The following is a 23,672-nucleotide window of genomic DNA, read 5'->3' as shown; positions in this document are numbered from 1 at the left end:
TGAAAGACGGCTCCTCTTCCTGCTCAATCCAAGTGGACAGCCAGAGAACCCTGTTGACCGCGGATAGTTCCTCCGTCTCGCAATAGAAAAACATCGAGCAAGCTCAATTGCCCTATCGGATTTGCGATTCTGCCATGCTGACGCCGGATTTTTCTGATGTGTCTGCGCCAGGTTTAGAAGGGCGCCTCATGGAATTCCTCAATTATTACATTGATCGACCACTGCTGCGCGGCGGATCGGCGGTCATGCACCTATGGCACAGACAGACAGGCCATTCTCCGCAGAAGCTCTCCCCTTTGTGGAACCTCATCGTCATACTTGCCCTTCTGTCGGCATGCGGCTTGTTTTTAAACGGTCCGATCTACGTTTTCGGGCTCGGCACGCTCTTGATGCTTTCGCTTCCGTCACTGCGGTTGTTGGCCCTGGGCCGGGTGGGGCGGATTTACGATATGCGGTCCTATCGGGCGCTCGCGGCGACAGCCACCCGCAAGCGTGAAACGGAATGGGCGACACGCCTGACCGTTTTGTTCACCGCCATCATCTTCCCCTTCTGCGTCTCCGCCGGTGATGAGGCCGCGAGCTCATTCCTGCTTGGCGCCAGCCTTTGGTTTGTGCTGACGGCACCGGCAAAGATGTATCTGGACGCCGCCGAGCCGCCGCCGCCCGGCAACGGCGGCGAGCAGGCTTGGTCGAGGCAGGCAACCGCTGCAGTGTGACGCTTTCAACCTCCACAGGAACAAACCACTCACAATTCCGTTCTCCTTGCAGCAACCAATGGAGAGCGAAATGCTTTATTATGCACTGATATTCCTCGTCGTAGCTTTGATTGCAGGTGCCCTCGGCTTCGGTGGCATAGCAGGCGCATCTGCGTCCATCGCACAGGTCCTGTTCTTTATCTTCCTCATCTTCTTCGTGGTCTCGCTGATCATGAATGTGATGAGACGCTGAGGAGGAAGGCGAAGGAGGATACGATCGTCGAGGCCAGGAAGCCCGGTCTCGTGCTCTGACAGGAAGCTTGGCTGAGACAGAGCTGCTTTCAAAGCACGGGCCGCGAATACGACACTTACGCTCGAACATCATCTGCAGATGGCCAAGCAATTGGGAAAATAGGTCCGAGGCGCCAGGCTCGGAACCGTTGCGCATGACGTCAATCCCATATCGGGCCAATATCGGGAAAGCAGGCCGGTCAGGGCAGCAGCGAAATCCGAAACCGCGGAACAATGGCGTTTCGGCATCGTTGAATATCATCGTGAAAATGGAGCATCCCCATGAGCCCGCGCGCGCAATGGAAAGGATATCTCAAATTCGGGGAGGTCAGCTGTCCGGTCGCGCTCTATACGGCAGTTTCCACCTCGGAACGAATTTCCTTTCATACGCTGAACCGGGCGACCGGCAACCGGGTCAGGCGCGAATTCATCGATAGTGCGAGCGAAAAGCCGGTGCCGCGCGAGGATCAGGTTAAGGGTTACGAAGTCAACAAGGATGATTATATCATCCTTGAGCCCGAGGAAGTCGCCGCGGCGGTGCCGGAAAGCGATAAGGTTTTGCACGTAGAAGCCTTTCTAGCATGCGATGAAATCGATGATGTCTATTTCGACCGGCCCTATTATCTAGCCCCTTCCGCTCCGGCGAGCGCAGAGGCGTTCGCGCTAATCCGCGAAGGAATGCGCAAGAAGCAGGTTGCCGCTATTGCCCGCACCGTTCTGTTTCGCCGCCTTCGGACACTGATGATCCGCGCCCATGGCGCGGGGCTGATCGCCACGACATTGAATTTCGATTATGAGGTTCGCTCGGCACAGGAAGCTTTCGAGGATGTGCCCGATATGAAGATCAAGGGCGAAATGCTCGATCTCGCCAGACATATCATCTCCACCAAGAAAGGCAGTTTCGATGCCAGTGAATTCGACGACCGCTACGAGGCCGCGCTCGCCGAACTGGTAAAAGCCAAGATTGAAGGCAAAAAGATCCCGCAACGCAAGCCGGCGAAAGTCGCCAAGGTTACTGATCTTATGGAGGCTCTGCGCCAGAGCGCCGGCATGGCTGGCCAAGCCAAGGCAGGCGCCAAACACTCTGGCAAGAAATCTGGGGCGACATCCGGCAAGGCGGCAAAATCCCGTACCGCCTCCTCCTCGCGGACACAACGCAAGGCGAGCTGATCATGGCGCTGGAGCTCTATAACCGCAAACGCGATTTCACCAGAACATCGGAACCAAAGGGCCGCGCGAGCAGGAACAAGGCCGCATCAGCCGGCAACAGCTTCGTCATCCAGAAGCACGACGCGCGCCGGCTCCACTATGATTTTCGCCTCGAATTGGATGGCGTGCTGAAGAGCTGGGCGGTGACCAGGGGGCCAAGTCTGGTGGCCGGCGAGAAGCGGCTGGCGGTACAGACCGAAGATCATCCCTTGGAATATGGCGGCTTCGAAGGCACGATCCCGAAGGGCGAATATGGCGGCGGCACCGTCATCGTCTGGGACAAGGGTTCGTGGACGCCGCTTGGCGACCCCCACAAGGGCTTGGCAAAGGGACATCTCGAATTCGAGCTTCACGGAAAAAAACTCGGCGGCCGGTGGCACCTCATCCGCATGGCCGGAAAGCCGCGTGAGAAGCGGGAAAACTGGTTGTTGATCAAAGGAGAGGACGATGCGGCCCGTCCGGAGGGTGCGCCCGATATCCTCGAGGAACGACCGGAATCGGCAAAGACGGGACGGGTTATCGATGAGGTTGCCGGCGAAAAGCCGGGCTGGTCGTCAAAAACCGGCAAGATTGATCGCAGGATAGCCCGAGCCAAGGACGAAAGCTTCAACGACAAGGGCAGGAATAAAAAGAAGCCGAGCAGAGTTGCGCCTGAGCGGGAAGCCGATGCGAAGCCCGTTGAGCCATCCGCCTTGAAGGGCGTCAGGAAGGCTGCTCTGCCGGCATTTGTCGAACCCGCCCTGGCGACGCTGGTATCCAAGCCGCCCACGGGCAAGCGCTGGCTTCACGAGATCAAATTCGACGGCTATCGGCTTGAGGTCCGCATCGAGGCAGGCCGCGTCAAGCTGCTGACGCGCAGCGGCCTCGACTGGACCCAGAAATTCGGCAAGGAGATCGTCAGCGCCTTCAAGGATCTCCCCGTCGGCACAGCCATCATCGATGGCGAACTGGTCGTCGAGCCGGCCGCCGGCGCCTCGGATTTTTCCGCCCTGCAGGCCGATCTCAGCGAGGGGCGCAGCGACCGTTTCGTCTTCTACGCATTCGATCTCATCTACCTCGATGGCTATGATCTAACGGCCTGCCCCCTGGTCAGTCGCAAGGACTTGCTGCAGAAGATCATTCCGTCCGAAACCGGGATCCTCCGCTTCAGCAGCCATTTTGACGAAAATGGCGATCTGCTGCTGAGCCATGCCTGCCGGTTGAGCCTGGAAGGGATCGTCTCCAAGATAGCCAGCGATCCCTATCGCTCCGGCCGCGGCAAGAGCTGGGTCAAATCGAAATGTTCATCACGACAGGAATTCGTCATCGGCGGCTGGGTGCCGTCGACGACATCGAGAAACGCGATCGGCTCGCTGGTTCTCGGCGTCTACGAGCATGGCAAGCTACAGCATGTCGGCCGCGTCGGAACCGGATACACGCACACTGTCGCCGAGCAGCTCTTCAAAAGGCTCGCCCGCCTGAAAGCGGAGGAAAGCCCTTTCGCATCCAGACTGACGGCAGAGGAACATCGCGGCGTGCGCTTCATACGGCCCGACCTGGTAGCGGAAGTCGAATTCCGGGCCTGGACGGCTGATGGCCATCTACGTCATGCTTCCTTCCGTGGCTTGAGAGAGGACAAGAACCCTCTCGACATCGTTCGCGAAACACCGAAATCAGCCGCCAAGACGTCGACTGAAAACCAGTCGCGAACCAGTATCTCCCTGACCCATGGCGATCGTCTCTATTGGCCGGACGAGGGCGTTACAAAGGCCGGACTTGCAGATTACTACACTGAAGTCTGGCGCTACATGGGACCTTTTGTCGTCGGCCGGCCGCTTGCACTCGTGCGCTGCCCGAACGGGATCGGCGGTCAGCATTTCTTCCAGAAGCACGCCTGGAAGGGCATGAACCGGAACATCGCATTGGCAAAGGACCCGCATGGCGAGGAGCCATATGTGAGCATCAATGACCTGAACGGCCTGATCGGCCTCGTACAGGCCGCTGTCCTCGAAATCCATCCGTGGGGATCGATGGTCGCCGATTGGGAAAAGCCTGACATGATCATCATGGATCTCGATCCTGGTCCGAATGTCGCATGGACAGACGTTATCGCGGCCGCGGAAGAGACGGGCGAACGGCTGAAACGGGCGGGCCTGGTTCCCTTCGTCAAGACATCCGGCGGCAAAGGGCTGCACATCGTCTGCCCCTTGGTCGCCAAAGCCGAATGGCCTGCCGTGAAAGCCTTTACCAAGGGCATCGCCGACGCCATGGCCGCTGACAGCCCCGGCCGCTATGTTTCGACCATTACCAAATCGAAACGTCGCGGCAAGATCCTGATCGACTATTTGCGAAACCAGCGCGGCTCGACTGCGGTTGCTCCCTATTCGACCCGTGCTCGTCCGGGAGCTGCCGTCTCCATGCCTTTGTCCTGGGAGGAATTGAGCCCTGCCATCGGTCCCGACTATTTCACCGTGCTCAACGTGCCGACGCGGCTTGCCGCGCTTCGCTCCGATCCCTGGGCCGAGTTCAGGAAAGCCGCAGAACCATTACATCAGCCCGACGCGAAGTGCAGGCGCGGCTCATGACGGGCTCCGTCTTAGCGGCGGAAACCGCATGATGCGGATTATCTTCTCTTGGCACCCTTCTCCCGCGAAAGGCTCTTTCGAAGCGCATCCATGATGCTGATGACATTGCCCGCGGCAGGTACCTCTTCGGGCTTTGCCCTTACGGGGCGCTTGCGACCCTTCTTCTTGGCGGCGATGATATCGAGAAGCTTGTCCTGGACGGGATCCGAAACCATGCCGGGATCCCATGATTTCGTTCGCTCGTCTATCAGCTCTCCCACGAGCTTCATCAGTTTGGTGTCGACCGATTTTGCATGGATATCTTCGAAGTAATCCCTTTCATCCCGGACCTCATCACCAAATCGCAAGGTCCACAGGACGATCCCTTTGTCTCGCGGTTCCAGCATGACGGCACGCTCACGGCGATACATGACGAGCCGGGATATGCCGACCATGCGGCTTGCAGCCATCGCATCACGAATGACGCTGTAGGCTTCCTCGCCGACCGCATCGTTCGGCGTCAGATAATGCGGCGTATCGAACCAGATCCATTCAATGCTGTCGCGCGGTACGAACATCTCGATATCGATCGTTCTGGTACTTTCAAGAGCGACGGCATCGAGCTCTTCATCCTCAAGCATGACATAGTCATTCTCGCCGCGCTCATATCCCTTGACCTCATCGTCTTCATCGACCGCTTTGCCCGTGACGGAATCGACATATTGGCTGACGATGCGGTTGCCCGTCTTTCTGTTCAGCGTGTGGAAGCGAACTTTCTCGTTAACGGTGGTCGCCGGAGCCATGGCGACCGGACATGTCACGAGCGACAGCTTGAGATAGCCTTTCCAGAATGATCTTGGCGCCATGAGTTTTCCTCCACCAGGAAGGGGAACGGTCTTTGGCAGGCATGGTTCCCGACCATCCATTTCGCACTCAACGCATGCTGCCGATCCTCCGGTATTCGTCAGGACAACAGAAGCGGCGGGAACAACGCCGATTCGCCCTAGTTTGAGAACGAGCGGCTAATGGAGGATGCAATCATGGCAGAGACAGAGATCCACGACATGTTCGTCATCGGCCTTCGAAACGCCTATGCGATGGAAAACCAGGCTTTGGGGATAACAAGACCACAACCGTCACGCTTGGAAAATTATCCGGAAGTGCGGCAAAACTTGAACAGCACATCGGCGAAACGGAGGATCAAATCAGGCGGCTCGCACGTATCCTTGAGGATTTGGATGAGGATTATCTCAACCTCAAGGATATGATCCTTTCGTTCACCAGCCCGACGACTGTCATGAGCCATGCAAGCGTAAGCGATGAAGTGCTGAAAGACGCCCTCACCGATTTCGCATTCGAAAACTATGAAATTGCGGCATATAAATCACTGCTGACGATAGCCGATGCCGGAAACTTCGATGAAGCGAAACATGCTCTGCGGCAGAGCTTGGCCGAAGAGCAGGCGATGGCCAAATGGCTTGACGATCATCTGCCGCAGATCACGCGGAAGTTTCTGCTGATGTGGGAAGGAGATGGGCGCCTCGCAAGGTAAGGGTAATCTGCTTATGTCCGGCACGGGGAGCAATTACGGATGATCAGTTTGGCCGATGGCCTGGCTTATGCTGTCCGCGACGGATCTTTTGCGCATCCATGAAGCCATACGCCTCAATCGCAGCGTTGCTCACCTTGCGGAAAAGCTTGTCGCCGCCGCTCGCTCCCTTGGCAAAGGCTTTGCGGCCGAACTCATAGGCGCTATTTCTGGAATCGCATCATCGTCACCGGCCTTCATGACGACCTGCTTCCCGTCATCAGGTGCGCGTCGAGGCAGGCAATCACGAAAGCTGCTCGCGACGCCTCGACGGGAATCTTGTGCGAAACCGCCGCAACGCATTTTTCCGTCGCATGCGCATAGGAACTGCTTCGTTCGCAAGGCCATCTTCGTGACAGGAAATGGATCGCGTCTTCCGGCCCCTGGATCAGACAGCCGTCTCGACTGCTGGTCGCAAGGTAGACTGGTGCGGTCCAAAGCATTTTGAATTCCACATCAATCACATTCTGCATCCAATCCTCCCATGTCGTGGATGCCCCTTCCCTGTGTTCGAACCATATGCGCGGCCGCTTGTTCCCGAAGCCGAGCCTGTTCGGCTATTTTCTCTCTATCGCATCAAGTCCGGAAACCTTTGCCGGCCGCATTTGTTCGTGATCAAGGGTAAAAATTTTCTCTCAAACCATGTGACGCTCACCGAAAGCCCTCCTTTGACGAGCGCATAAAGCCGGCTGCCGTGTATAAGAACCGTGGTTCAGTTCGGTTCACGCGCCAGCGCCTGTAAGCAAGAACCAACCCGGATCGAGAAATGGAAGGTTTAGCGCCCCTCTATAGCCAAATGTTTTCGGGAAAGCGGCTCCTGGTGGCAGAGAGCGGTTACTTTCTGACCGACGAGGTGCGCCAAAAACTGTGCGAGCTTGGAGCGATTATAGTTAGTCCGGTCCATGATCTCGAACATGCGTCCGATCTCATCGAGGCGAATGACTTGGACGCGGCGATACTCGACCTGAATCTCGAGGCGGACCAGGTATTTCCCCTGGTCGAACGGCTCGGCAGGCAAAAGCTTCCCTATCTCTTCGCTCTTGGTGGAGAGCCAATCGATGCAGACACGAACTTTGCGGGTTTTGTGCTATCCGAAAGGCCAGCCGCCCTCGATCATATTGCCAAGGCACTGTTCGGCATACCGGATAAAGATACCTAACGCCATGCATTACCACTCCATGCGTTGAGAAGTGCAGGCATAATCAATGCCTGTCTTCGTCAAGGTGGGCGGCCAGTTGCTGCCGGGCTCGACTGAGCCGGCTTTTCACCGTACCGATCGCACAGCCGAATTTCTCGGCAGCGGCATCATAGGAGCGCCCCTCTATGACAACATATTCGAGCACGACACGGTAAGGTTCCGGCAGCAGATTGCAGGCCTCCTCCATTTCCTTGGCCCGTATCGCCCATTCTTGCGACGGCGGGGCCACCCCGGCGCCGGAAACGCATTTCTTGATTCCGGGAGCCTCGCGCCGGGCAATGCGGAACTTCGTGCAAAACGTATTGCGCATGATCGTGAACAGCCACGATTTCAGCCGGGTGCCTCGATCGAACTGGTTGAGATTGGCCAGCGCTTTCGCCAAAGTTTCCTGCACGAGATCGTCGGCATCGCTGGCGTTTCTATGAAACGATCGGGCGAATGCACGAAGGGCCGGAATAAGCTCCACTATTTCGTTTTGCAGATCGGGAGTGCTGGGGCTATCGGTCACAATTTTTCTCCTTGAAGAACGCGCACAACGACCGTTCCAGCATTGCCGCGCAATGCGTGGTTTCAGCTGCCGTCAATACGCTAGACCGGCACCGGTGGCCTGTGGACCTCGGACAATGCCTTCATTGACCTTGATTTGAGCAGACTTGCTGTTTGCGATGCGTTCGGGAGCTTCGTTGCGATCTTGAGGCTTCGATGTTCCTTGCATCTGCTAGGGGAACGGCTGCATCTTGAGCTTGTTCCATGAGAATCTAAATAAACGTCACAGTCCCAGCGACGCCGCCGCGGAGAGCGAGGCCGACGGGTGTCGGCTATCGTTCGATCGTCCCATTGCGGCGAATCTTGCGCTGGAGAAGCAGAATTCCATAAAACAAGGCCTCCGCGGTCGGCGGGCAACCAGGCACATAAATATCGATCGGAATAATCCGATCGCATCCGCGCACGACAGAATAGGAATAGTGATAATAGCCGCCGCCATTGGCGCATGATCCCATGGAGATCACGTAACGTGGCTCCGGCATCTGGTCATAAACCTTGCGCAGCGCCGGTGCCATCTTGTTGCACACGGTGCCGGCAACGATCATCAGATCCGACTGCCGCGGGCTACCTCTCGGCGCGGCGCCAATGCGTTCCACATCATAGCGCGGCATCGACATCTGCATCATCTCGATGGCGCAACAGGCAAGCCCGAACGTCATCCACATCAGCGATCCGGTGCGCGCCCAACTGACGAACTCGTCCGTGCTCGTGACGAGAAAACCCTTGTCGGCGAGTTCGTTGTTGATCGTTCCCATGAAAGGGTCACCAGTCGGCGCCTGGCCGGGATGTTGAAAATCTCTGATGACAGGCCGGTCTTTGTAGGAAGACATGGTCGGCTCTCCCGTGGAAAGCTCCCGAACTCGCGCGGAACAGGCTTGTTCCCGGCATGGGTGCCCTTCGGTACGCGTGATCATCCTTGTCTTTCGATACTTCGATGCCTTCAGAGTGAAACCAAACAAGCTGCGCTACGTTTGTTTCCGTGAGGAAATGTCATGCATTCAATCGAACAGCGCGACGGCCGGACTTCGAAACTACATCCTGCTTCTCTGACTATTCTCTGCCTGGGCGTGATCGTTGCGCAGGTCGACACATCGGTTGTCAATCTGGCTGTCCAGCCAATCGGCAAGAGCCTCCAGGCTTCCGTGACCCAGATGCAGTGGGTCGTCGACGCCTACAATCTCGTCTACGCTGCGCTTCTGATCAGTGGCGGTCTGCTTGCCGATCTTTACGGGCGTCGGCTGATTTTCATCATCGGCTGCGTCATCTTCACAGTCGCAAGCCTTGGATGCGCCTTGGCTCCGACAATCACAATCCTGATCGGCGCCAGAGCGATAACCGGCCTCGGATCGGCCCTTCTGATACCGGCCTCTCTCTCGCTTATTCGAGTGATCTATCCAGACGAGCGGATTCGCGGACGAGCGCTCGGTATCTGGGCCGGCTGCAACGGCATGTCGCTTGCAGTCGGGCCAAGCCTTGGCGGATATCTGATCCACAATTTCGGTTGGCGGGCAGTCTTCCTCGTCGTGGTTCCAATCGGCGTGGCGGCGGCTGCCGGAGCATTGCCTTGGATCTCGGAAAGCGCGGATAAAAAGGGACGATCGTTCGACACGCTGGGTCAGCTATTGGGCATATTGTCGCTCACCGCCATCACCCTGGCAGCAATCGAATCCTCGCATTTTCCGATAGTCTGGACGATCCTGCTGGCACTTTGCGGCTTCGGTCTGCTGGTGCTTTTCATCCTGGTGGAACGACGCCTCGATCAGCGGGCTCTCGTGCCGCTTTCGATGTTTTCCACCGGGCGGTTCAGCGGGGCGATGGCAGGAACGGCCGCAATGACGTTCGGCATGTACGGGACGCTCTTTCTGTTTCCTCTCGCCTCGCTCAGCCTCAATCGACTCTCTCCAATCGCGGTAGGGCTGGCACTATTGCCCATGGCACTGAGCTTCGTAGCAATCTCACCCTTTTCTGGCTTCTTCTCGGAACATCTGGGAAAACGGCACACTATCAGCATCGGATTGGCGACGATAGGACTGGGTAACCTTCTGCTCGGTATCGCTTTTGACGCTAACCTGTTCATCGCCGAGGAATTCGGCCTGCTGCTGACCGGTATCGGGATGGGCATGGCGACCGGACCTCTCACAGCAGTCGCGGTTTCGAGTGTCGTCCGTGAGCGCGCCGGAACTGCGAGCGCACTGATCAACGTCGCACGCATGGTTGGCGCAACCATCGGCGTGGCCGCACTCGGATCCGTCTACGCGTTCTTCCCGGAGCCCGCTTTCGGGTTCATCGTCGCCATGTTTTGCGGCGGCGGTTTTCAGCTCTTCGGCAGCATGGCGGCGTGGCGATATCTCAAGCGAGCGTGAATCCCACTTTTCATGCGGGTGACGTTCAACGATCCAGGCGCCATCCAAGCAATCAATGATCAATGAGAAGACGCGGTCGCCATCAGCGGATCCCTGCCGACTATCTCAATCAGGAAGTCGAGGACCGTCCTGATGCGCAACGGCAGGTTCCGACGCGACGGGTAGACGACGCTGATGGCGACCCGGCTCGGCGGAAAGTCTCGCATGACATTCACCAGCCTGCCTTCCTCGATGTCGGACCCGACAAGAATGTGGGAAAGTACCGCAATCCCATTGCCAGCCAGCACGGCACGGTGAACGGCAACCGCATTGCTGGCGACGAGGCGCGGCGCGATTCGCACGGTAACGTCCTCGGCGCCATTTGAGAACGACCATGCCTGGCCATTTCCGGCGCGATTGTAACAGATGCAATCATGAGCGCTGACATCGTCCGGCGTTTTAGGTGCTGCCCGCTTTTGTAGATAGGAAGGTGCGGCAACGAGAAAGGCAGTCGTCCATCCAATTCTGCGGCACATCAGACTGCAGTCCGCAACCGTTCCCAGCCGTACCTCAAGATCGATCCCCTCTTCAACAAGGTCGGACGGTTCCTCACGAAAGAGCAAATCGACGGAAAGTCCCCGATGGCGTTCGAGCAGCATCCCGAGCCGGTCGCTGACGTAAAGCCCGAGCGGTGTCGGCAAAGCCAGCCGCACCTTGCCGGCTACGCGCCCGCCATCACGACATGTGGTTTCACTAAGCGCCTCGACCGCTTCGATGACCTTGCGTGCCATCGGGATGATCTGCTCCCCCTCCGCCGTCAGCGCCAGCGCGGTGGTCGTGCGATGCAGCAGACGTGTGTTGAGATACGCTTCCAGCGCCGAAACCTGGCGCGAAACAGCAGGCTGCGTCAGCCTGAGATCAATCGCTGCGGCGGAAAAGGAGCCAGTCTCCACCACCCGCATGAATGTTTGCAATGCGCATACGATATCCATCCCCACCCCATACTTTTGGGCATAGGCCTTATGTTCAAACCTTAGCCCGGAAGGTCTTTACTGTCCAGCTATTAAGGATATCGTTTATCCATAAGGAGATTTTATATCCTTAATAACAGAGGCGACCATGACCCAGCGTTTGAATTATGCCCAGCAATCACCGGAACTCTTCAGGAAACTCTCGGAACTCAGCATGGCTCTGAAGGACAGCGCCATCGAACAGAAGATCCAGGATCTCGTTCACATCCGCGCATCGCAGATCAACAGCTGCGCTTTCTGCCTGGACATGCATGTCAAGGAAGCCAAGATCCATGGCGAGAGGGAACTCCGGCTCCACCACATAGCCGTCTGGCGGGAATCCAATCTCTTCATTCCTCGGGAGCGCGCCGCGCTCGCCTGGACCGAAGCGGTGACGAAACTACATGAAGGCGGCATTCCCGACGAGCTCTACGAGCGCGTACGCGGCCAGCTTTCCGAGAAGGAAATCTCCGATCTCACCTTCGTAGTCATGGTCATCAATGCCTGGAACCGCGCCAGCATCGCCTTCAAGACCGTGCCGGGCTCGGCCGACAAGGCCTACGGCCTCGACAAAGCTGGCCTCAACTAAGCCTCTCACGAAAGCTTCGGCAAACGATGCGCGGCCGTTCCGGCGGCTGCGACCAAGACTCTCATGACAATCGTTTCAACCGTGGAGCCGGGCAGATCGGTTCCAAGATCTCGATCAACAGGAGACAAACATGGACCTGGACACTTCTCATCCCGTTAAAACAAGCCCTGACGAACTGGTTCCGTCGCGCTACGCAGTGCAGATCGGCGATATCGAGGTGCTCGTGATCAGCGACGGCGTGTTGCCGCTGCCGACCAAGATGCTGGGACATAATGCCGATCCTGCCGAGCGCGCGGCATGGCTGAACGACATGTTCCTGCCGCAGGACGCTTTCGATTGGGCGCTGAACGCGGTCGTGGTGCGCAGCGGCAAGCAGACCATCCTCATCGACGCCGGCCTGGGACTGGACCCGGAGTTGAACCTACCGCGGGCCGGACAGTTGATCAAGCGGCTGGAAGCTGCCGGCATCGACCTTGGATCCGTAACCGACGTGGTACTGACTCACATGCATATGGACCACGTTGGCGGGCTGCTCGTCGGCGGGGTGAAGGAGCGACTGCGTCCGGACCTCAAGATCCATGTGGCGGCGGCCGAGGTCAAATTCTGGGAGGCGCCCGACTTTTCTCATGTGTCAATGCCGCCCGGCTTCCCGGACGCGCTTCGAGCTGCCGCCAAACAGTTCAGAAAGGAATATGAAAGCCATCTGCGATTGTTCGATGATGAGTACGAGGTGGCGCCGGGCGTTATCGTCTCTCGAACTGGCGGCCACACACCCGGGCACAGCGTGGTCCGCGTCGCCTCCGGCAAAGACCGGCTGATGTTTGCCGGCGATGCGGTGTTCGCAGTCGGCTTCGATCACCCCGACTGGTTCAACGGCTTCGAACACGACCCGGAAGAAGCTGCGCGCGTGCGCGTCCGTCTTTTGCGGGAGCTGGCCGAGACCGGCGGACTTCTGGTCGCTACCCATATGCCGTTCCCCTCCGTCGGCCATGTGGCAGCCGACGGCGATGTCTTCCGTTGGGTGCCGGTGTTCTGGGACTACTAACTCTCTGGTGGGCGAGTGCCGGGCCGGCGTGCAGCCTGCAGAGCTGCACCTCGCCCACCCGAACGGATTTAAGGCGCCGTCAGACGGGCCTGACCCGCAAGCAATCATATGAGAAACGAACGAATAATGCGGCGCGCCAGGCGCCGCGAATGGAGAAGCTCATGAAAATCGTCATCATCGGCGGAACCGGCCTCATCGGTTCAAAGACGGCCGACCGCCTTCGCAAGCAAGGCCACGAAGTCATTGCCGCCGCACCGAACACCGGCGTCAATACGATTACGGGCGAAGGGCTCGCCGAAGCATTGGCCGGCGCCTCTATCGTCATGGACCTCGCAAACTCGCCATCCTTCGAGGACAAAGCCGTGCTCGAATTCTTCGAGACCTCGGGCCGCAATCTGGCGGCAGCGGAAAAGACGGCCGGCGTGAAGCATCATATCGCCCTTTCCATCATCGGTGTCGATCGCCTGCCCGAAAGCGGCTACATGCGCGCCAAGGTCGCCCAGGAAAAGATCATCCGCGACTCCGGCATTCCCTATACGATCGTCCATTCGACGCAGTTCATGGAATTCCTAAGCGGCATCGCCCAGTCCGGCACGGTCGGCGATACGGTGCGCCTGTCGCCGGCCTACGTGCAGCCGATCGCTTCCGACGACGTCGCCGACAACATGACCGTCGTCGCAAACTCCGCGGCAATCAACGGCATCGTCGAGATATCCGGTCCGGAACGTGTCCGGCTGAACGAGCTCGTGGCCCGCTACCTGAAAGCCATGGGCGATGCCCGCAAGGTCGTGGCGGATCCGGAAGCCCGCTATTTCGGCGCAAGGCTGGAAGACGGCTCGCTCGTGTCCGACGGCAATCCGCGCCTCGGCCGCATCACCTTCGAGCAATGGTTCGCAACCTCCGCCCGCAAGTGAATGAACACGGTGCAGCGCCGCAGGCGCCGCACCGCCCAGCTCTCAAGAAAGGAATTCGCGATGATCAAGTCAATTCTCGGCCTCGCCCTAGCCGCGCTCCTGTCCACCACTGCCGTTGCACATGATGCCGGCGAGAAGGACGCCAAGGTCACGCTCGTCTACGAACATGAACTGCCGAACGTTCCCGGCAAGAGCATCAAGGGCGTCCTCGTGGAATATGGTCCGGGCGGCTTTTCCTCGGCCCACACCCATCCGAACTCGGCCTTCATCTATGCAACGGTCCTAGAAGGGGCGATCCGAAGCCAGGTCAATGACGGTCCCGTCAAGGTCTTCAAGGCCGGCGAGAACTTTTCCGAAATGCCGGGTGATCGCCACGGCGTCAGCGAGAATGCCAGCAAGACCAAGCCGGCCAAGCTGCTGGCCGTCTTCGTCGTCGATACCAGCCAGAAGGAACTGACCTTCCCGATCAAGAAATAGCTGGATGCGGGACGGGCGCCGCAGGCGCCTGTCCCTTCCCGGTTTCAGGAAATCATCGTCGGTGAACCCCATCATGTTTGGCGAACATCATTTTCTGCCGCTCGTCCTGATCAATCTGCTCGGGCTGGCCGGCATTCTTATCTGGCATATCCAGGGGCGCCGTCGCCCGACCGGGCGCCTCGCCGTGCAAATCCTGTTCTTTTGCTGCATGAGCCTCGTGCTCTGGCTTGCCGGAATCTCGCCTTATCACTTTGATTACGACGAGCTTCAGGATGTAGGCATCCTGCTTGCCAAGTCCGCAAGGATCCTCTGGTGGCTGCATCTTGCCTGGACGATGATCGGCTTCCTCCATATCTATCTCACCCTCAACCGCCGGCCGCAGGAGGCGCATCTTCTTCAGGATCTGATCGTCGGCATCGTCTATCTCGGCGTCGCCCTGTCCGTCATCGGCTTCGTCTTCGGCGCACCCGTTGGGCCGCTGATTGCCACCTCAGGCATCGTCGTCGTCATTATCGGCCTGGCGCTGCAGAACACGCTTGCCGACGTCTTTTCCGGGATCGCGCTGGCACTCGGTCGCGCCTACGTCATCGGCGACTGGATCCAGCTCGCCGACGGCACCGAAGGTCGCGTCGTCGAAACCAACTGGCGCTCCACCAACCTGCTTTCGGGCGCACATAACGTCGTGGTCCTGCCGAATAGCGTGCTGGCGAAACAGGGCGTCACCAATCGCAGCCGCCCGGATGAATCGCACCAGATCTCGCTGACGATACGAATATCCGCCATTCACAAGCCGCGGCTCGTCGAAGAGGTCATGCTTGCCGTCCTGCAGGGCTGCGAAAAGATCGTCATGAACCCGTCGCCGGTCGTCGTACTCAAGACGATCGACGCAATCGCCATCGAGGTCGAGCTGTTCTTCCGCGTCGCGAGCGCGGCAAACCGCATGTCGGCACAAAACGAGATCATCGACCTCATCTACGAACATTGCGGGACGAGCGGAATATCACTGGCGATGCCGGCCCAAAGCCTCGTCTGCCTCCCGACAGGCGAACAGAAGGAACAGGCCACTCTCAGGGCGATATCATCCGGCGCGCTCTAGCACCCATTCGAAAGAGCTTTTCCAGAGTTCCGGCGGGATCTCCTTCGACAGGATGCCGACGAGGTCTGACAATTTGACACTACGCAGTTTCTCGCGCCACGCTTCGTCGGCCTCCCACATGATGCGCGCCACCGCACAAGGGCTGCTTTCGCAATAGTCCTTCGGGCGGCAGGGGTTGTTGGCGCGTATATTGGTGCAGACGAAGGTTCGCTGCCGCCCCTCGACGGCCTCCACGATCTCTAGAAAAGTGAGATCCGCGGGCGGTCTCGCCAATCGATAACCACCGGAGGGGCCGAGTGTCGTGTCGACAAGTCCAGCCTGAGACAGGCTCTGGAGGGCCTTGGAAAGATATTCCTTGGGAAGCCCATGGAATTCGGCGAGCGCTTTGGTGGAGAGATAGCGGCCGTCAGGCAAACCTGCAAGAATGGCGCAACAATGGAGAGCCCATTCGACTTGGCTTTTCAAAATCATAAAATCATTCCAAGGCCGGCGGCTGGCATATATCTATCAAGGATAAAGAATATCCTTATTTGATCGTCATGTAAACAAATTCCGAGATGCAGATTTGCCTCTCGCATACTGAGCATGCATAAGCAAAGCGATCTTCAGGGGCTTCGAAAACATCGCTTCCCCATGACGGATCGGACGGCGGCCGGGAAAACGGGATCGACCCGCGCAAGGCGACAAACTCGTCCGTTGCGGCCATGCCAGGCGACAGCGGCTGAGGCAGACTATCGACATTTTGATGGATCGAGGCACAAGCACCCCTCTTGGAGCACCTTTCACTTTGACTTAGATTGCCGGCCAATGACGAAGCCTGTTGGATCTGCGAATAAGGCAAGGTCAGCAATCCCCGCGGGCCTGATCAGGATTTATATGAAGCGGACAAGAATTGAGGATATCGCCAAAGAGGCGAAGGTAAGCAAAGCGACTGTAGATCGTGTCATTCACCAGAGAGGCTTCGTCCGCGAGGAAACAGTCCGCAAGGTTGCAGAAGCAGCGCATAAACTGGCCTATTATGCGAGTGGTCTGATCGATCGGCAGCTGACCGCACCGCTTGCAAGAGTGAGACTTGGCTTCCTGCTCATAAAGGAAAGACAGGAGTTTTATCAGTCTTTCAGCAAAGAGCTGATCCGGGCGGTGGCAGACCGTCAGGATTTTCGCGGTGAAGTGACCATTCGATATTCACCGTCTCAGTCGCCGGCAGACTTTGCGACAATCATGCGCGAACTTGCCACACATACCGATGCGATAGCTTGCACTGCGGTCAACCACGGCATCGTCAATGAAGCCGCCCGGAGCTTGCGGCAAAACGGAGTTCCCGTCTTCGCCCTGCTGAATGATTTCGGCCACGGCGCGCGTCAAACCTATATCGGTCTCGACAATCACAAGGTCGGACGCCTGGCGGCATGGATGATCGCCATGGCAAGTCGCCAGCCCGGAAAAGTCGCGATTTTTCTTGGCAGTAATCGCTGGCAGGGACACGAATTGAAGGAAGCCGGATTCCGTTCATACCTAAGCCAATTACGGCCGGATCTCGATATCCGGGAACCAGTCATCAATCTTGAGACAAGAAAGCTCACCCATGAAACCTCGGTCGCCTTGCTTGAGCGTCATCCGGATCTGAGAGGCATCTACGTCGCAGGCGGTGGGATGGAAGGCGCAATAGCGGCGCTGCGGGAAACGCGCGCGCCGGGAGAAGTTGCCCTCATCGTCAACGAACTTACCTCGGTCAGCCGCGCGGCCCTTTCCGACGGCTATGCGACAATGGTCATCGGCACGCCTCTGGCGCAGCTTTGCCGGGATACCGTCGAGCTGATGGCACAAAACGTGCTCCAGGATCGGGTTCAAATGCCGGATGCGCATTTTCTGGAACCGCAACTTTTTCTACCTCCTTCCATCTGAGAATGAGGTGAAACACCTCAAGCGGAAGGCGCAAGAAACCTCACCGATGCGCTAATCCAAATTCCACCCGATTGCGCACGACGGATCCTTTTGGCATTGCCTTGAGCCGCGTGGCGCTCCGCCGGAGCAGCAATATCGGGACCTTGGGAGGAAACATGTTCCGGGCACTCAATCAGATTACGGCACCAAATCTTAGCTACACCGATTTCCTCGACCTATCGGTTGCTCTCGGCTGCCAGGGTGTAGAGGTTCGCAACGACCTCAAGCGCCAGCTATTTGACGGCCTTTCGCCGACGGAGGCGGGTCAAATGGTTCGGGAGCGAGGTTTGCGGCTCGTTGGCCTGTCCCAGGTCTATCCATTCAATTTCTGGTCGGATGATATCGAGCGGAAGGTTCGGGACCTGATTGCAATCGCCAAGGAGGCTGGTGCTGAAACTATCAGCCTGATCCCGCGAAACGAGGGGATCGGCACCGAGGCGCAGGAGCGCAAAGCCAATCTCGAAACGTCCCTTGCCGCCATCTTGCCTCTTCTTCAAGAGGCAGAGCTTGTCGCGCTGGTCGAGCCGCTGGGGTTCCAGCGTTCCTCGCTGCGTTACAAGGCAGAGCTCGTGGACGCGATCAATGCGCTCGACGCAGCGCACCGCTATAAACTCGTCCATGACACGTTCCATCATGCCCTGGCGGATGGCGGGCCGATTTTTGCCGGCCACACCGGGATCGTCCACATATCGGCCGTCGTCGATCCGACGTTGCAGCTGAACCAGATGGAAGACGAACACCGGGTTCTCGTCGACCGATTGGACCGACTGGACAATGTCGGTCAGATCAAGGCTCTGCAGGCTGCCGGATATGTCGGACCGATTTCCTACGAATGCTTCTCTCCTCTGGTGCACGACCTCACCAACCCACGAGAAGCGATCCAAGCCTCGTTTGACTTCATCGAATCGGCCCTAAAGGCCGGGTGATCGCCGAGCCGGTGTTGCGAAGGAGCCTGGCTTTGGTCGGGCTCGGCCCAATCTTGTGTCGATAAGATCGAGCTCCTTGTTTCAGCCCTTCTGTGCTGGCAGCGGCGCTGCGACCACAGCCCCGACCATCGTCGGGATTCCTCATTCAGATATTCTCGGAGATATAGATCTCGAACGGGAAAAAGGTCTGGCGCGCGGTCGTTTGCGCGCTTCCTTCGACTGAACTCACCATTTGCGTGATGAGCTCTCGGCACAGAAGAGGCAGCGGAGTGCAAATCGCCATTGCAACGGTTCCATCCATCAGTGCACCCTTACTCTCGGGAACAAGCTCGTTAACGATGAGGGTAACGTCGCCTGCCCGATTTTCTTCCCGAAGTGCGGCGATCGCCCCCTCCATTCCGCCGCCGGCGACATAAAGACCCATAAGGTCTGGATGCTTCTGCAGAAGATCGAGCGTCGCCTCATGCGTGACGTCGACGGCGTCGAGATTGATGAGCGTTTCCAGCACTTCGAATTCCGGCGCATTCTCGCGGAAATAGGAGCGAAAACCCATCTCTCGCAACTCGTGGCCGTGAAAACGGTGGCTGCCTACAAAACACGCTACTTTGCCCGGCTTGCGAGCCGTGCGCGCGATCGTCCAGGCAGCAGATCTCCCGACCTTTCTGTTGTCGAGGCCGAGATATCCTTCCCGAACGCCCGCGGCAAAGTCGGAAAGTACGGAAAAGACCGGAATCCCCTTCTCCTTGAGCTCGTCGACGATCGCCTCGACAGCGGGATAATCAGGGGCGACGACGGCCACGGCCTGGTTACGGGCTGCCAGCGCTCGCATTTTCTCGGCGATTACGCTCGGTGTCGAGACAGCCGGATAGTCGATTTGAACCTGCAGCTTCGCTGCCGTCATCGCTGCCGCAGCCGCTTCGATCTCTTTGGCAAAGGCTTGATAAAATGATTGCATGGGCTTCTGCAACAGGAATGCTAGCTGATAGCGTGGCACGTCTTCGAAGACGCGCTGACGCAGGAGGCCGACAGCGTGATAGCCGATGTCCTGCGCCGCTTCATAGACGCGCCGTGCCGTCTGTTCGCGAACCGGAAGGCGCCCGTTCAGCACACGGTCGATGGTGGCGACACTGACGCCGGACGCCTTGGCAAGATCCGATATGGTGGGGCGACGCATGGCTGCTCCTGATGGAATTCATCATTTCTGTGTTATCTTGATGATAGATTTTGATAGATTCCATCATTCCTGCATTGAGGCAAGCAAAAAGTCGATCTATCGTTCCGGCATTGAGGACGAGGCGCTCTTGCGCATCGCGGGAGGCAGGGATGATGACGATAATCAAGCGTGACTATGATCTGCTCGGCGCAAGCGGCAGACTGGCGGTGGAAACGGGGCTTGCCGCCGCTGAATGGTATCACACGGATGTTGCGCGCAAGGATATGAAGGCGCTGATGCAGCGCTCGGATGCGCCAGCGATCCGCGACACCATCATCTGGCTTGGCAGCATGGCGGTCTTCGCAGCACTTGGCGTCTACTTCTGGGGGTCGTGGATCTGCGTTCCTTTCTTCCTGGCCTATGGCGTGCTCTACGGCTCAGCCTCGGACAGCCGCTGGCATGAATGCGGCCATGGCACGGCGTTCAAGACGCGCTGGATGAATGACGTGGTCTATCAGATCGCCTGCTTCATGATCATGCGCAATCCGGTGACCTGGCGCTGGAGCCATGCGCGCCACCATACCGATACCGTCATCGTCGGCCGCGACCCGGAAATTGCCGTCATGAGGCCGCCGGATCTTCTCCGCCTCGTCCTGAATTTCTTCGGCATCCTCGATGCCTGGTACGCCATGATCGACATGCTGCGCAATTCTGCCGGCTTCGTCAGTGCTGCGGAAAAGACCTTCATTCCCGAGATGGAGCAGCCGAAAGCGATCCGCATCGCTCGTATCTGGCTTGCGATCTACATCGTCACCATCGCATCAGCGATCGCCATGGGCTCAATCCTGCCGCTGATGCTGATCGGCCTTCCCCGGCTCTATGGCGCCTGGCACCACGTTCTGACCGGCCTGCTGCAGCATGGCGGCCTCGCCGACAATGTCATTGATCATCGCCTGAACAGCCGCACCGTCATAATGAACCCGGTCAGCCGCTTCATCTACTGGAACATGAACTATCATGTCGAACATCACATGTTCCCGATGGTGCCCTATCATGCGCTGCCGAAGCTGCATGCGATGATCAAGCATGATCTGCCGGCCGCCAATCCGTCCATCTGGTCCGGCTATCGCGAGATGATACCCGCATTCCTGCGGCAATTGCGCAACGAGGACTATTTCCTGAAGCGCGAGCTGCCGCCAACGGCGCGGCCCTATCGCGAAGAATTCCATGGCGAGCTACCGGCCGCGGCCCAATAACATCGACATTACAAGGGAGGAAAACATGAGCAATTGGATCGAAGTCTGCGCCGCTGATGCAATCGACGAGGAGGACGTCATCCGTTTCGATCATGACGGACGGACCTTCGCCGTCTATCGCAGCCCGGAAGATGATTATTTCGCAACCGACGGCCTGTGCACGCATGAAAAGATTCATCTCGCCGATGGCCTTGTCATGGACAACATCATCGAATGTCCCAAGCATAATGGCCGCTTCGACTACCGCACCGGTGAAGCCAAGGGCGCTCCGGTCTGCGTCAATCTACAGACCTATCCGGTCAAGGTCGAGAATGGCACCGTCTTCATTGGGCTCTGAGGAGGCTATCGTGGCGCATTTCGTCATTGTCGGAGCCGGGGAATGCGGCGCCCGTGCTGCCTTCTCACTTCGTGAAAAGGGATTTGAGGGCGACATCACCCTCATCGGCGCCGAGCCGCTGGCCCCGTACGAACGCCCGCCGCTTTCGAAGGGCGGATCGGATGCGGCGCCCGAGCCAAAGTTCGTCGCCGCATCGGAGCGTTACCAGGAGCAATCGATCGACCTGAGGCTCGATACAACGGTGACAGCGATCGCTCCGTCCACAAAGACCATCAGGTTCGCGGGTGGAGAAACGCTAAGCTACGACAAACTGCTGCTCGCAACCGGAGCCTCGGCACGCAACCTTCCCGGTATCGATGGCACCTCTCATCGCATCCGCATGCTGCGGACCCATGCGGATGCGGTGGCATTGCATGCCGCGCTCAATCCCGGACAGCACATTGCCGTCATTGGCGGCGGCTTCATCGGTCTTGAATTGGCAGCGACGGCGTGCAAGCGCGGCGCCGCCGTCACGGTCATCGAGGGTCTGCAGCGGGTGTTGAAACGCGGCGTGCCGGAGGAGATCGCCGAGGCAATTACCGAACGGCATCGTCAGGAAGGTGTCGATATACGCTGCGGTCAGGTCATCGAAGCGTTACGGGAGGACGCCGACAAGGTGATCGTTCGTATGGCAACCGGTGAAGCAATCTCTGCCGATCTGCTGCTCGTCGGCATCGGTGCCTTGCCGAACGTCGCGCTCGCTGTGGAAGCCGGGCTTGCGATCGACAACGGCATTGCCGTCAACGAGCGGCTGGAAACCTCTATTGCCGACATCTATGCGGCGGGCGATTGCTGCTCCTTTCCCCTGGCGCTCTATGGTGGAAGGCGTGTTCGCCTCGAATCCTGGCGCAATGCGCAGGAACAGGCCAATCTCGCCGCCGCCAACATGCTGGGAGGAGCCGCGGAAATATCCGCGGTGCCGTGGTTCTGGTCCGATCAATATGACCTGACATTGCAGATTGCCGGCCTTGCGGATGAAGCGGTCTCCCATGTACGGCGCGACCTCGATGACGGGGCGTTCATCCTCTTCCATCTCGGCGCGGACGGAAGGCTGCTCGCCGCCAGCGGTATCGGACGCGGCAATGCCATAGCGCGCGATATCCGCCTTGCCGAGATGCTGATCGCCGCCAGCGCGCATCCGGATGAAGCTGCTCTGGCGGCGAGCACGGTCAAGCTGAAGTCGCTGCTTGCGGCCTAACCATCCATATCGAGGAACATCCAATGCAAAAGCACAATCGTCCGACGGTTGCCGATCTCCTGTCGCTCAAAGGAAAGCGACAATTGACAATGCTGCGCGTCACGTCGCTTGAGGAAGCGGAAGCCGCCGAGAGAGCCGGCATCGATATGCTTTCCGTTCCGCCAGCGCTTTTGGGCCCTGCGTTCCGTGAAGCCGCGCCAAGCCCCTTTGCAATACCGGGCCTGGAATATGGCGACTGTGTCTCGGCAGAAGAATATATGCGGGCGGCATTCAAGGCACTGAAAGCCGGAGGCGATGCCGTTTATTGCGCTGCAAGCCTCGCGATCATTCGACGAATGCGGGATGAGGGAATTCCCGTCTGCAGCCACGTTGGCCTCATTCCTTCGAAAGCGACATGGACGGGCGGCTTCCGTGCCGTAGGAAAAACATCGATCAGTGCTTTTGAAATTTGGCGCCAGACCAAGGCGTTGGAAGAAGCCGGCGCTTTTGCCGTCGAAATCGAGGTTGTGCCTGGTGACGTTGCGGCCGCCATCAGCCAAAGGACATCGATGCTGATGATTTCGATGGGTGCGGGAACAGGATGTGACGCGCAATATCTGTTTGCCGATGATGTCCTTGGCAGCAATCGCGGCCATCGCCCCCGCCATGCGAAGGTCTACCGCGATTTCGCGGCAGAGTTCGACCGGCTGCAGAATGAGCGCGTTGCCGCTTTTGCCGAATTTGCCGGGGACGTTCGTTCCGGCGTCTATCCGGAGAAGAAGCACCAGGTCGGGATCGACAGGCAAGAGCTCGAGGCGTTCCGGCATATGATCGCCGAGCAAACTCTTTAATCGCACCTTGGGCTTCGGATGAAGCATTTACACATCGAATTGGGCTATCTCGAATGAAAACCTATGTATTGACAGTGACGTGCCAATCGACGCGTGGGATCGTTGCGGCGATCTCGAACTATCTGGCCGGACAGGGCTGCAACATCGTCGATTCCAGCCAGTTCGACGATCTCGATACCGGCAAGTTCTTCATGCGCGTCTCCTTCATCTCGGAAGAAGGGGTGGGCCAGGCAGTGCTCGTCGAAGGCTTCAAGCCGATCGCCGAGAAGTTCGCCATGGATGCGGAGATCCACGATGCCAAGAAGCGCATGAAGGTGCTGCTCATGGTCTCGCGCTTCGGCCATTGTCTCAACGACCTGCTCTATCGCTGGAAGATCGGCGCCTTGCCGATCGACATCGTCGGCGTCGTCTCCAACCATTTCGATTACCAGAAAGTGGTGGTCAAT

26 protein-coding genes and 1 pseudogene are annotated in these 23,672 nt (G+C 58.3%); 20 read left to right on the top strand and 7 right to left on the bottom strand.

Features of this window, described 5'->3' with window-relative positions; all coding sequences use genetic code 11:
• Nucleotides 1–134: 134 nt before the first annotated feature.
• The 4 genes from PH558_RS28205 to ligD all read left to right on the top strand — a co-directional run bounded on the left by PH558_RS28205 (nucleotide 135) and on the right by ligD (nucleotide 4,759).
• Nucleotides 135–716 carry a hypothetical protein gene (locus PH558_RS28205; RefSeq protein ID WP_285207842.1) on the top strand — a complete coding sequence of 194 codons (582 nt, stop codon included), beginning with the start codon at nucleotides 135–137 and terminating at the stop codon, nucleotides 714–716.
• 70 nt (nucleotides 717–786) lie between these two features.
• Nucleotides 787–948 (top strand): DUF1328 domain-containing protein, encoded by a 162-nt coding sequence (locus PH558_RS28200; RefSeq protein ID WP_095437579.1) that lies wholly within the window; start codon nucleotides 787–789, stop codon nucleotides 946–948.
• A gap of 320 nt (nucleotides 949–1,268) precedes the next feature.
• Nucleotides 1,269–2,156 (top strand): non-homologous end joining protein Ku, encoded by an 888-nt coding sequence (ku, locus tag PH558_RS28195; protein WP_483314200.1) that lies wholly within the window; start codon nucleotides 1,269–1,271, stop codon nucleotides 2,154–2,156.
• Nucleotides 2,157–2,158: 2 nt separating this feature from the next.
• A complete protein-coding gene (gene ligD / locus PH558_RS28190) occupies nucleotides 2,159–4,759 on the top strand; it encodes a DNA ligase D (protein WP_285207841.1) in 2,601 nt (866 codons plus the stop codon).
• Nucleotides 4,760–4,797: 38 nt separating this feature from the next.
• Here the strand turns inward: ligD and ku (PH558_RS28185) are convergent, their stop codons facing one another.
• On the bottom strand, nucleotides 4,798–5,604 hold the full coding sequence (gene ku / locus PH558_RS28185) for a non-homologous end joining protein Ku (protein WP_285207840.1): 807 nt from the start codon (nucleotides 5,602–5,604) through the stop codon (nucleotides 4,798–4,800).
• Between the two features lie 159 nt (nucleotides 5,605–5,763).
• Here ku (PH558_RS28185) and PH558_RS28180 point away from each other — a divergent pair.
• Nucleotides 5,764–6,290, top strand: a pseudogene (locus tag PH558_RS28180) (ferritin-like domain-containing protein).
• 233 nt (nucleotides 6,291–6,523) lie between these two features.
• Here PH558_RS28180 and PH558_RS28175 read toward each other — a convergent pair.
• The gene (locus PH558_RS28175; protein WP_285207913.1) at nucleotides 6,524–6,769 is read right to left on the bottom strand and encodes a DUF982 domain-containing protein; all 246 of its coding nucleotides are present in this window, start codon (nucleotides 6,767–6,769) and stop codon (nucleotides 6,524–6,526) included.
• Between the two features lie 323 nt (nucleotides 6,770–7,092).
• Between PH558_RS28175 and PH558_RS28170 the strand changes: the two genes are divergently transcribed.
• Complete coding sequence (locus PH558_RS28170) at nucleotides 7,093–7,485, top strand: response regulator (protein ID WP_113407298.1); 393 nt, start codon at nucleotides 7,093–7,095, stop codon at nucleotides 7,483–7,485.
• A 43-nt stretch (nucleotides 7,486–7,528) separates the two neighbouring features.
• On the opposite strand, the gene PH558_RS28165 is transcribed toward PH558_RS28170, so the two are convergent.
• Both PH558_RS28165 and PH558_RS28160 read right to left on the bottom strand, forming a co-directional pair.
• Nucleotides 7,529–8,032: a sigma-70 family RNA polymerase sigma factor gene (locus tag PH558_RS28165; RefSeq protein ID WP_069615665.1), complete on the bottom strand. Its 504-nt coding sequence runs from the start codon at nucleotides 8,030–8,032 to the stop codon at nucleotides 7,529–7,531.
• Between the two features lie 310 nt (nucleotides 8,033–8,342).
• Nucleotides 8,343–8,900, bottom strand: coding sequence for a NuoB/complex I 20 kDa subunit family protein (locus PH558_RS28160; protein ID WP_113407297.1), 558 nt, complete (start codon nucleotides 8,898–8,900; stop codon nucleotides 8,343–8,345).
• Nucleotides 8,901–9,062: 162 nt separating this feature from the next.
• Here PH558_RS28160 and PH558_RS28155 point away from each other — a divergent pair, with 162 nt between their 5' ends.
• Nucleotides 9,063–10,433, top strand: coding sequence for an MFS transporter (locus PH558_RS28155; RefSeq protein ID WP_285207839.1), 1,371 nt, complete (start codon nucleotides 9,063–9,065; stop codon nucleotides 10,431–10,433).
• A gap of 59 nt (nucleotides 10,434–10,492) precedes the next feature.
• Here the strand turns inward: PH558_RS28155 and PH558_RS28150 are convergent, their stop codons facing one another.
• Nucleotides 10,493–11,404, bottom strand: coding sequence for a LysR family transcriptional regulator (locus PH558_RS28150; protein ID WP_285207838.1), 912 nt, complete (start codon nucleotides 11,402–11,404; stop codon nucleotides 10,493–10,495).
• A 127-nt stretch (nucleotides 11,405–11,531) separates the two neighbouring features.
• On the opposite strand from PH558_RS28150, the gene PH558_RS28145 reads away from it, so the two are divergent.
• The 5 genes from PH558_RS28145 (at nucleotide 11,532) to PH558_RS28125 (ending at nucleotide 15,543) form a co-directional block, all read left to right on the top strand.
• Nucleotides 11,532–12,011, top strand: a complete 480-nt coding sequence (locus PH558_RS28145) for a carboxymuconolactone decarboxylase family protein (RefSeq protein WP_285207837.1) — start codon at nucleotides 11,532–11,534, stop codon at nucleotides 12,009–12,011.
• Between the two features lie 130 nt (nucleotides 12,012–12,141).
• Nucleotides 12,142–13,056 (top strand): MBL fold metallo-hydrolase, encoded by a 915-nt coding sequence (locus PH558_RS28140; RefSeq protein ID WP_285207836.1) that lies wholly within the window; start codon nucleotides 12,142–12,144, stop codon nucleotides 13,054–13,056.
• 161 nt (nucleotides 13,057–13,217) lie between these two features.
• Entirely contained in the window at nucleotides 13,218–13,970 is a 753-nt protein-coding gene (locus tag PH558_RS28135) for an SDR family oxidoreductase (protein ID WP_095437568.1), read from the top strand.
• 60 nt (nucleotides 13,971–14,030) lie between these two features.
• A complete protein-coding gene (locus tag PH558_RS28130) occupies nucleotides 14,031–14,447 on the top strand; it encodes a cupin domain-containing protein (RefSeq protein WP_285207835.1) in 417 nt (138 codons plus the stop codon).
• A 73-nt stretch (nucleotides 14,448–14,520) separates the two neighbouring features.
• Nucleotides 14,521–15,543: a mechanosensitive ion channel family protein gene (locus PH558_RS28125; protein ID WP_285207912.1), complete on the top strand. Its 1,023-nt coding sequence runs from the start codon at nucleotides 14,521–14,523 to the stop codon at nucleotides 15,541–15,543.
• Here PH558_RS28125 and PH558_RS28120 read toward each other — a convergent pair.
• On the bottom strand, nucleotides 15,526–16,014 hold the full coding sequence (locus PH558_RS28120) for an RrF2 family transcriptional regulator (protein WP_095437565.1): 489 nt from the start codon (nucleotides 16,012–16,014) through the stop codon (nucleotides 15,526–15,528). The two genes, PH558_RS28125 and PH558_RS28120, sit on opposite strands and share 18 nt — an antisense overlap.
• Before the next feature lie 336 nt (nucleotides 16,015–16,350).
• Between PH558_RS28120 and PH558_RS28115 the strand changes: the two genes are divergently transcribed.
• Nucleotides 16,351–17,448: a LacI family DNA-binding transcriptional regulator gene (locus tag PH558_RS28115; protein WP_285207834.1), complete on the top strand. Its 1,098-nt coding sequence runs from the start codon at nucleotides 16,351–16,353 to the stop codon at nucleotides 17,446–17,448.
• A gap of 155 nt (nucleotides 17,449–17,603) precedes the next feature.
• Nucleotides 17,604–18,413 carry a TIM barrel protein gene (locus tag PH558_RS28110; RefSeq protein WP_285207833.1) on the top strand — a complete coding sequence of 270 codons (810 nt, stop codon included), beginning with the start codon at nucleotides 17,604–17,606 and terminating at the stop codon, nucleotides 18,411–18,413.
• Nucleotides 18,414–18,558: 145 nt separating this feature from the next.
• Here PH558_RS28110 and PH558_RS28105 read toward each other — a convergent pair whose 3' ends face one another.
• Nucleotides 18,559–19,587, bottom strand: a complete 1,029-nt coding sequence (locus PH558_RS28105) for a LacI family DNA-binding transcriptional regulator (RefSeq protein ID WP_285207832.1) — start codon at nucleotides 19,585–19,587, stop codon at nucleotides 18,559–18,561.
• On the opposite strand from PH558_RS28105, the gene PH558_RS28100 reads away from it, so the two are divergent.
• From PH558_RS28100 to PH558_RS28075, 6 genes are all read left to right on the top strand, one after another.
• Nucleotides 19,586–19,759, top strand: a complete 174-nt coding sequence (locus PH558_RS28100; RefSeq protein ID WP_158225455.1) for a hypothetical protein — start codon at nucleotides 19,586–19,588, stop codon at nucleotides 19,757–19,759. The genes PH558_RS28105 and PH558_RS28100 overlap by 2 nt on opposite strands.
• Nucleotides 19,737–20,822, top strand: coding sequence for a fatty acid desaturase family protein (locus PH558_RS28095; RefSeq protein WP_285207831.1), 1,086 nt, complete (start codon nucleotides 19,737–19,739; stop codon nucleotides 20,820–20,822). Before PH558_RS28100 ends, PH558_RS28095 begins: the two co-directional genes overlap by 23 nt.
• Nucleotides 20,823–20,847: 25 nt before the next feature.
• Nucleotides 20,848–21,159 (top strand): MocE family 2Fe-2S type ferredoxin, encoded by a 312-nt coding sequence (locus PH558_RS28090; RefSeq protein WP_075855758.1) that lies wholly within the window; start codon nucleotides 20,848–20,850, stop codon nucleotides 21,157–21,159.
• 10 nt (nucleotides 21,160–21,169) lie between these two features.
• Entirely contained in the window at nucleotides 21,170–22,396 is a 1,227-nt protein-coding gene (locus tag PH558_RS28085) for an NAD(P)/FAD-dependent oxidoreductase (RefSeq protein ID WP_285207830.1), read from the top strand.
• A 23-nt stretch (nucleotides 22,397–22,419) separates the two neighbouring features.
• Nucleotides 22,420–23,226, top strand: coding sequence for a 3-methyl-2-oxobutanoate hydroxymethyltransferase (locus PH558_RS28080; RefSeq protein ID WP_285207829.1), 807 nt, complete (start codon nucleotides 22,420–22,422; stop codon nucleotides 23,224–23,226).
• 53 nt (nucleotides 23,227–23,279) lie between these two features.
• The coding region (locus PH558_RS28075) for an ACT domain-containing protein (protein WP_350223829.1) at nucleotides 23,280–23,672 on the top strand (393 nt) is incomplete at its 3' end.

Source organism: Rhizobium pantanalense (genome assembly GCF_030182525.1).
In the GTDB taxonomy this organism is placed as follows: Bacteria; Pseudomonadota; Alphaproteobacteria; order Rhizobiales; family Rhizobiaceae; genus Rhizobium.
This window is presented reverse-complemented; position numbering and strand designations above follow the sequence as displayed.

What these genes read in the sequence shown, in the direction of transcription:
- PH558_RS28205 (WP_285207842.1), top strand. Translation starts at nt 135, where the DNA reads ATGCTGACGCCGGATTTTTCTGATGTGTCTGCGCCAGGTTTAGAAGGG.
- PH558_RS28110 (WP_285207833.1), top strand. Translation starts at nt 17,604, where the DNA reads ATGTTCCGGGCACTCAATCAGATTACGGCACCAAATCTTAGCTACACC.
- PH558_RS28100 (WP_158225455.1), top strand. Translation starts at nt 19,586, where the DNA reads ATGGCTGCTCCTGATGGAATTCATCATTTCTGTGTTATCTTGATGATA.
- PH558_RS28105 (WP_285207832.1), bottom strand. Translation starts at nt 19,587, where the DNA reads ATGCGTCGCCCCACCATATCGGATCTTGCCAAGGCGTCCGGCGTCAGT.
- PH558_RS28120 (WP_095437565.1), bottom strand. Translation starts at nt 16,014, where the DNA reads ATGATTTTGAAAAGCCAAGTCGAATGGGCTCTCCATTGTTGCGCCATT.
- PH558_RS28200 (WP_095437579.1), top strand. Translation starts at nt 787, where the DNA reads ATGCTTTATTATGCACTGATATTCCTCGTCGTAGCTTTGATTGCAGGT.
- PH558_RS28150 (WP_285207838.1), bottom strand. Translation starts at nt 11,404, where the DNA reads ATGGATATCGTATGCGCATTGCAAACATTCATGCGGGTGGTGGAGACT.
- PH558_RS28170 (WP_113407298.1), top strand. Translation starts at nt 7,093, where the DNA reads ATGGAAGGTTTAGCGCCCCTCTATAGCCAAATGTTTTCGGGAAAGCGG.
- PH558_RS28080 (WP_285207829.1), top strand. Translation starts at nt 22,420, where the DNA reads ATGCAAAAGCACAATCGTCCGACGGTTGCCGATCTCCTGTCGCTCAAA.
- ku (WP_483314200.1), top strand. Translation starts at nt 1,269, where the DNA reads ATGAGCCCGCGCGCGCAATGGAAAGGATATCTCAAATTCGGGGAGGTC.
- PH558_RS28175 (WP_285207913.1), bottom strand. Translation starts at nt 6,769, where the DNA reads ATGCTTTGGACCGCACCAGTCTACCTTGCGACCAGCAGTCGAGACGGC.
- ku (WP_285207840.1), bottom strand. Translation starts at nt 5,604, where the DNA reads ATGGCGCCAAGATCATTCTGGAAAGGCTATCTCAAGCTGTCGCTCGTG.
- PH558_RS28135 (WP_095437568.1), top strand. Translation starts at nt 13,218, where the DNA reads ATGAAAATCGTCATCATCGGCGGAACCGGCCTCATCGGTTCAAAGACG.
- ligD (WP_285207841.1), top strand. Translation starts at nt 2,159, where the DNA reads ATGGCGCTGGAGCTCTATAACCGCAAACGCGATTTCACCAGAACATCG.
- PH558_RS28130 (WP_285207835.1), top strand. Translation starts at nt 14,031, where the DNA reads ATGATCAAGTCAATTCTCGGCCTCGCCCTAGCCGCGCTCCTGTCCACC.
- PH558_RS28155 (WP_285207839.1), top strand. Translation starts at nt 9,063, where the DNA reads ATGCATTCAATCGAACAGCGCGACGGCCGGACTTCGAAACTACATCCT.
- PH558_RS28145 (WP_285207837.1), top strand. Translation starts at nt 11,532, where the DNA reads ATGACCCAGCGTTTGAATTATGCCCAGCAATCACCGGAACTCTTCAGG.
- PH558_RS28125 (WP_285207912.1), top strand. Translation starts at nt 14,521, where the DNA reads ATGTTTGGCGAACATCATTTTCTGCCGCTCGTCCTGATCAATCTGCTC.
- PH558_RS28095 (WP_285207831.1), top strand. Translation starts at nt 19,737, where the DNA reads ATGATGACGATAATCAAGCGTGACTATGATCTGCTCGGCGCAAGCGGC.
- PH558_RS28090 (WP_075855758.1), top strand. Translation starts at nt 20,848, where the DNA reads ATGAGCAATTGGATCGAAGTCTGCGCCGCTGATGCAATCGACGAGGAG.
- PH558_RS28115 (WP_285207834.1), top strand. Translation starts at nt 16,351, where the DNA reads ATGACGAAGCCTGTTGGATCTGCGAATAAGGCAAGGTCAGCAATCCCC.
- PH558_RS28160 (WP_113407297.1), bottom strand. Translation starts at nt 8,900, where the DNA reads ATGTCTTCCTACAAAGACCGGCCTGTCATCAGAGATTTTCAACATCCC.
- PH558_RS28140 (WP_285207836.1), top strand. Translation starts at nt 12,142, where the DNA reads ATGGACCTGGACACTTCTCATCCCGTTAAAACAAGCCCTGACGAACTG.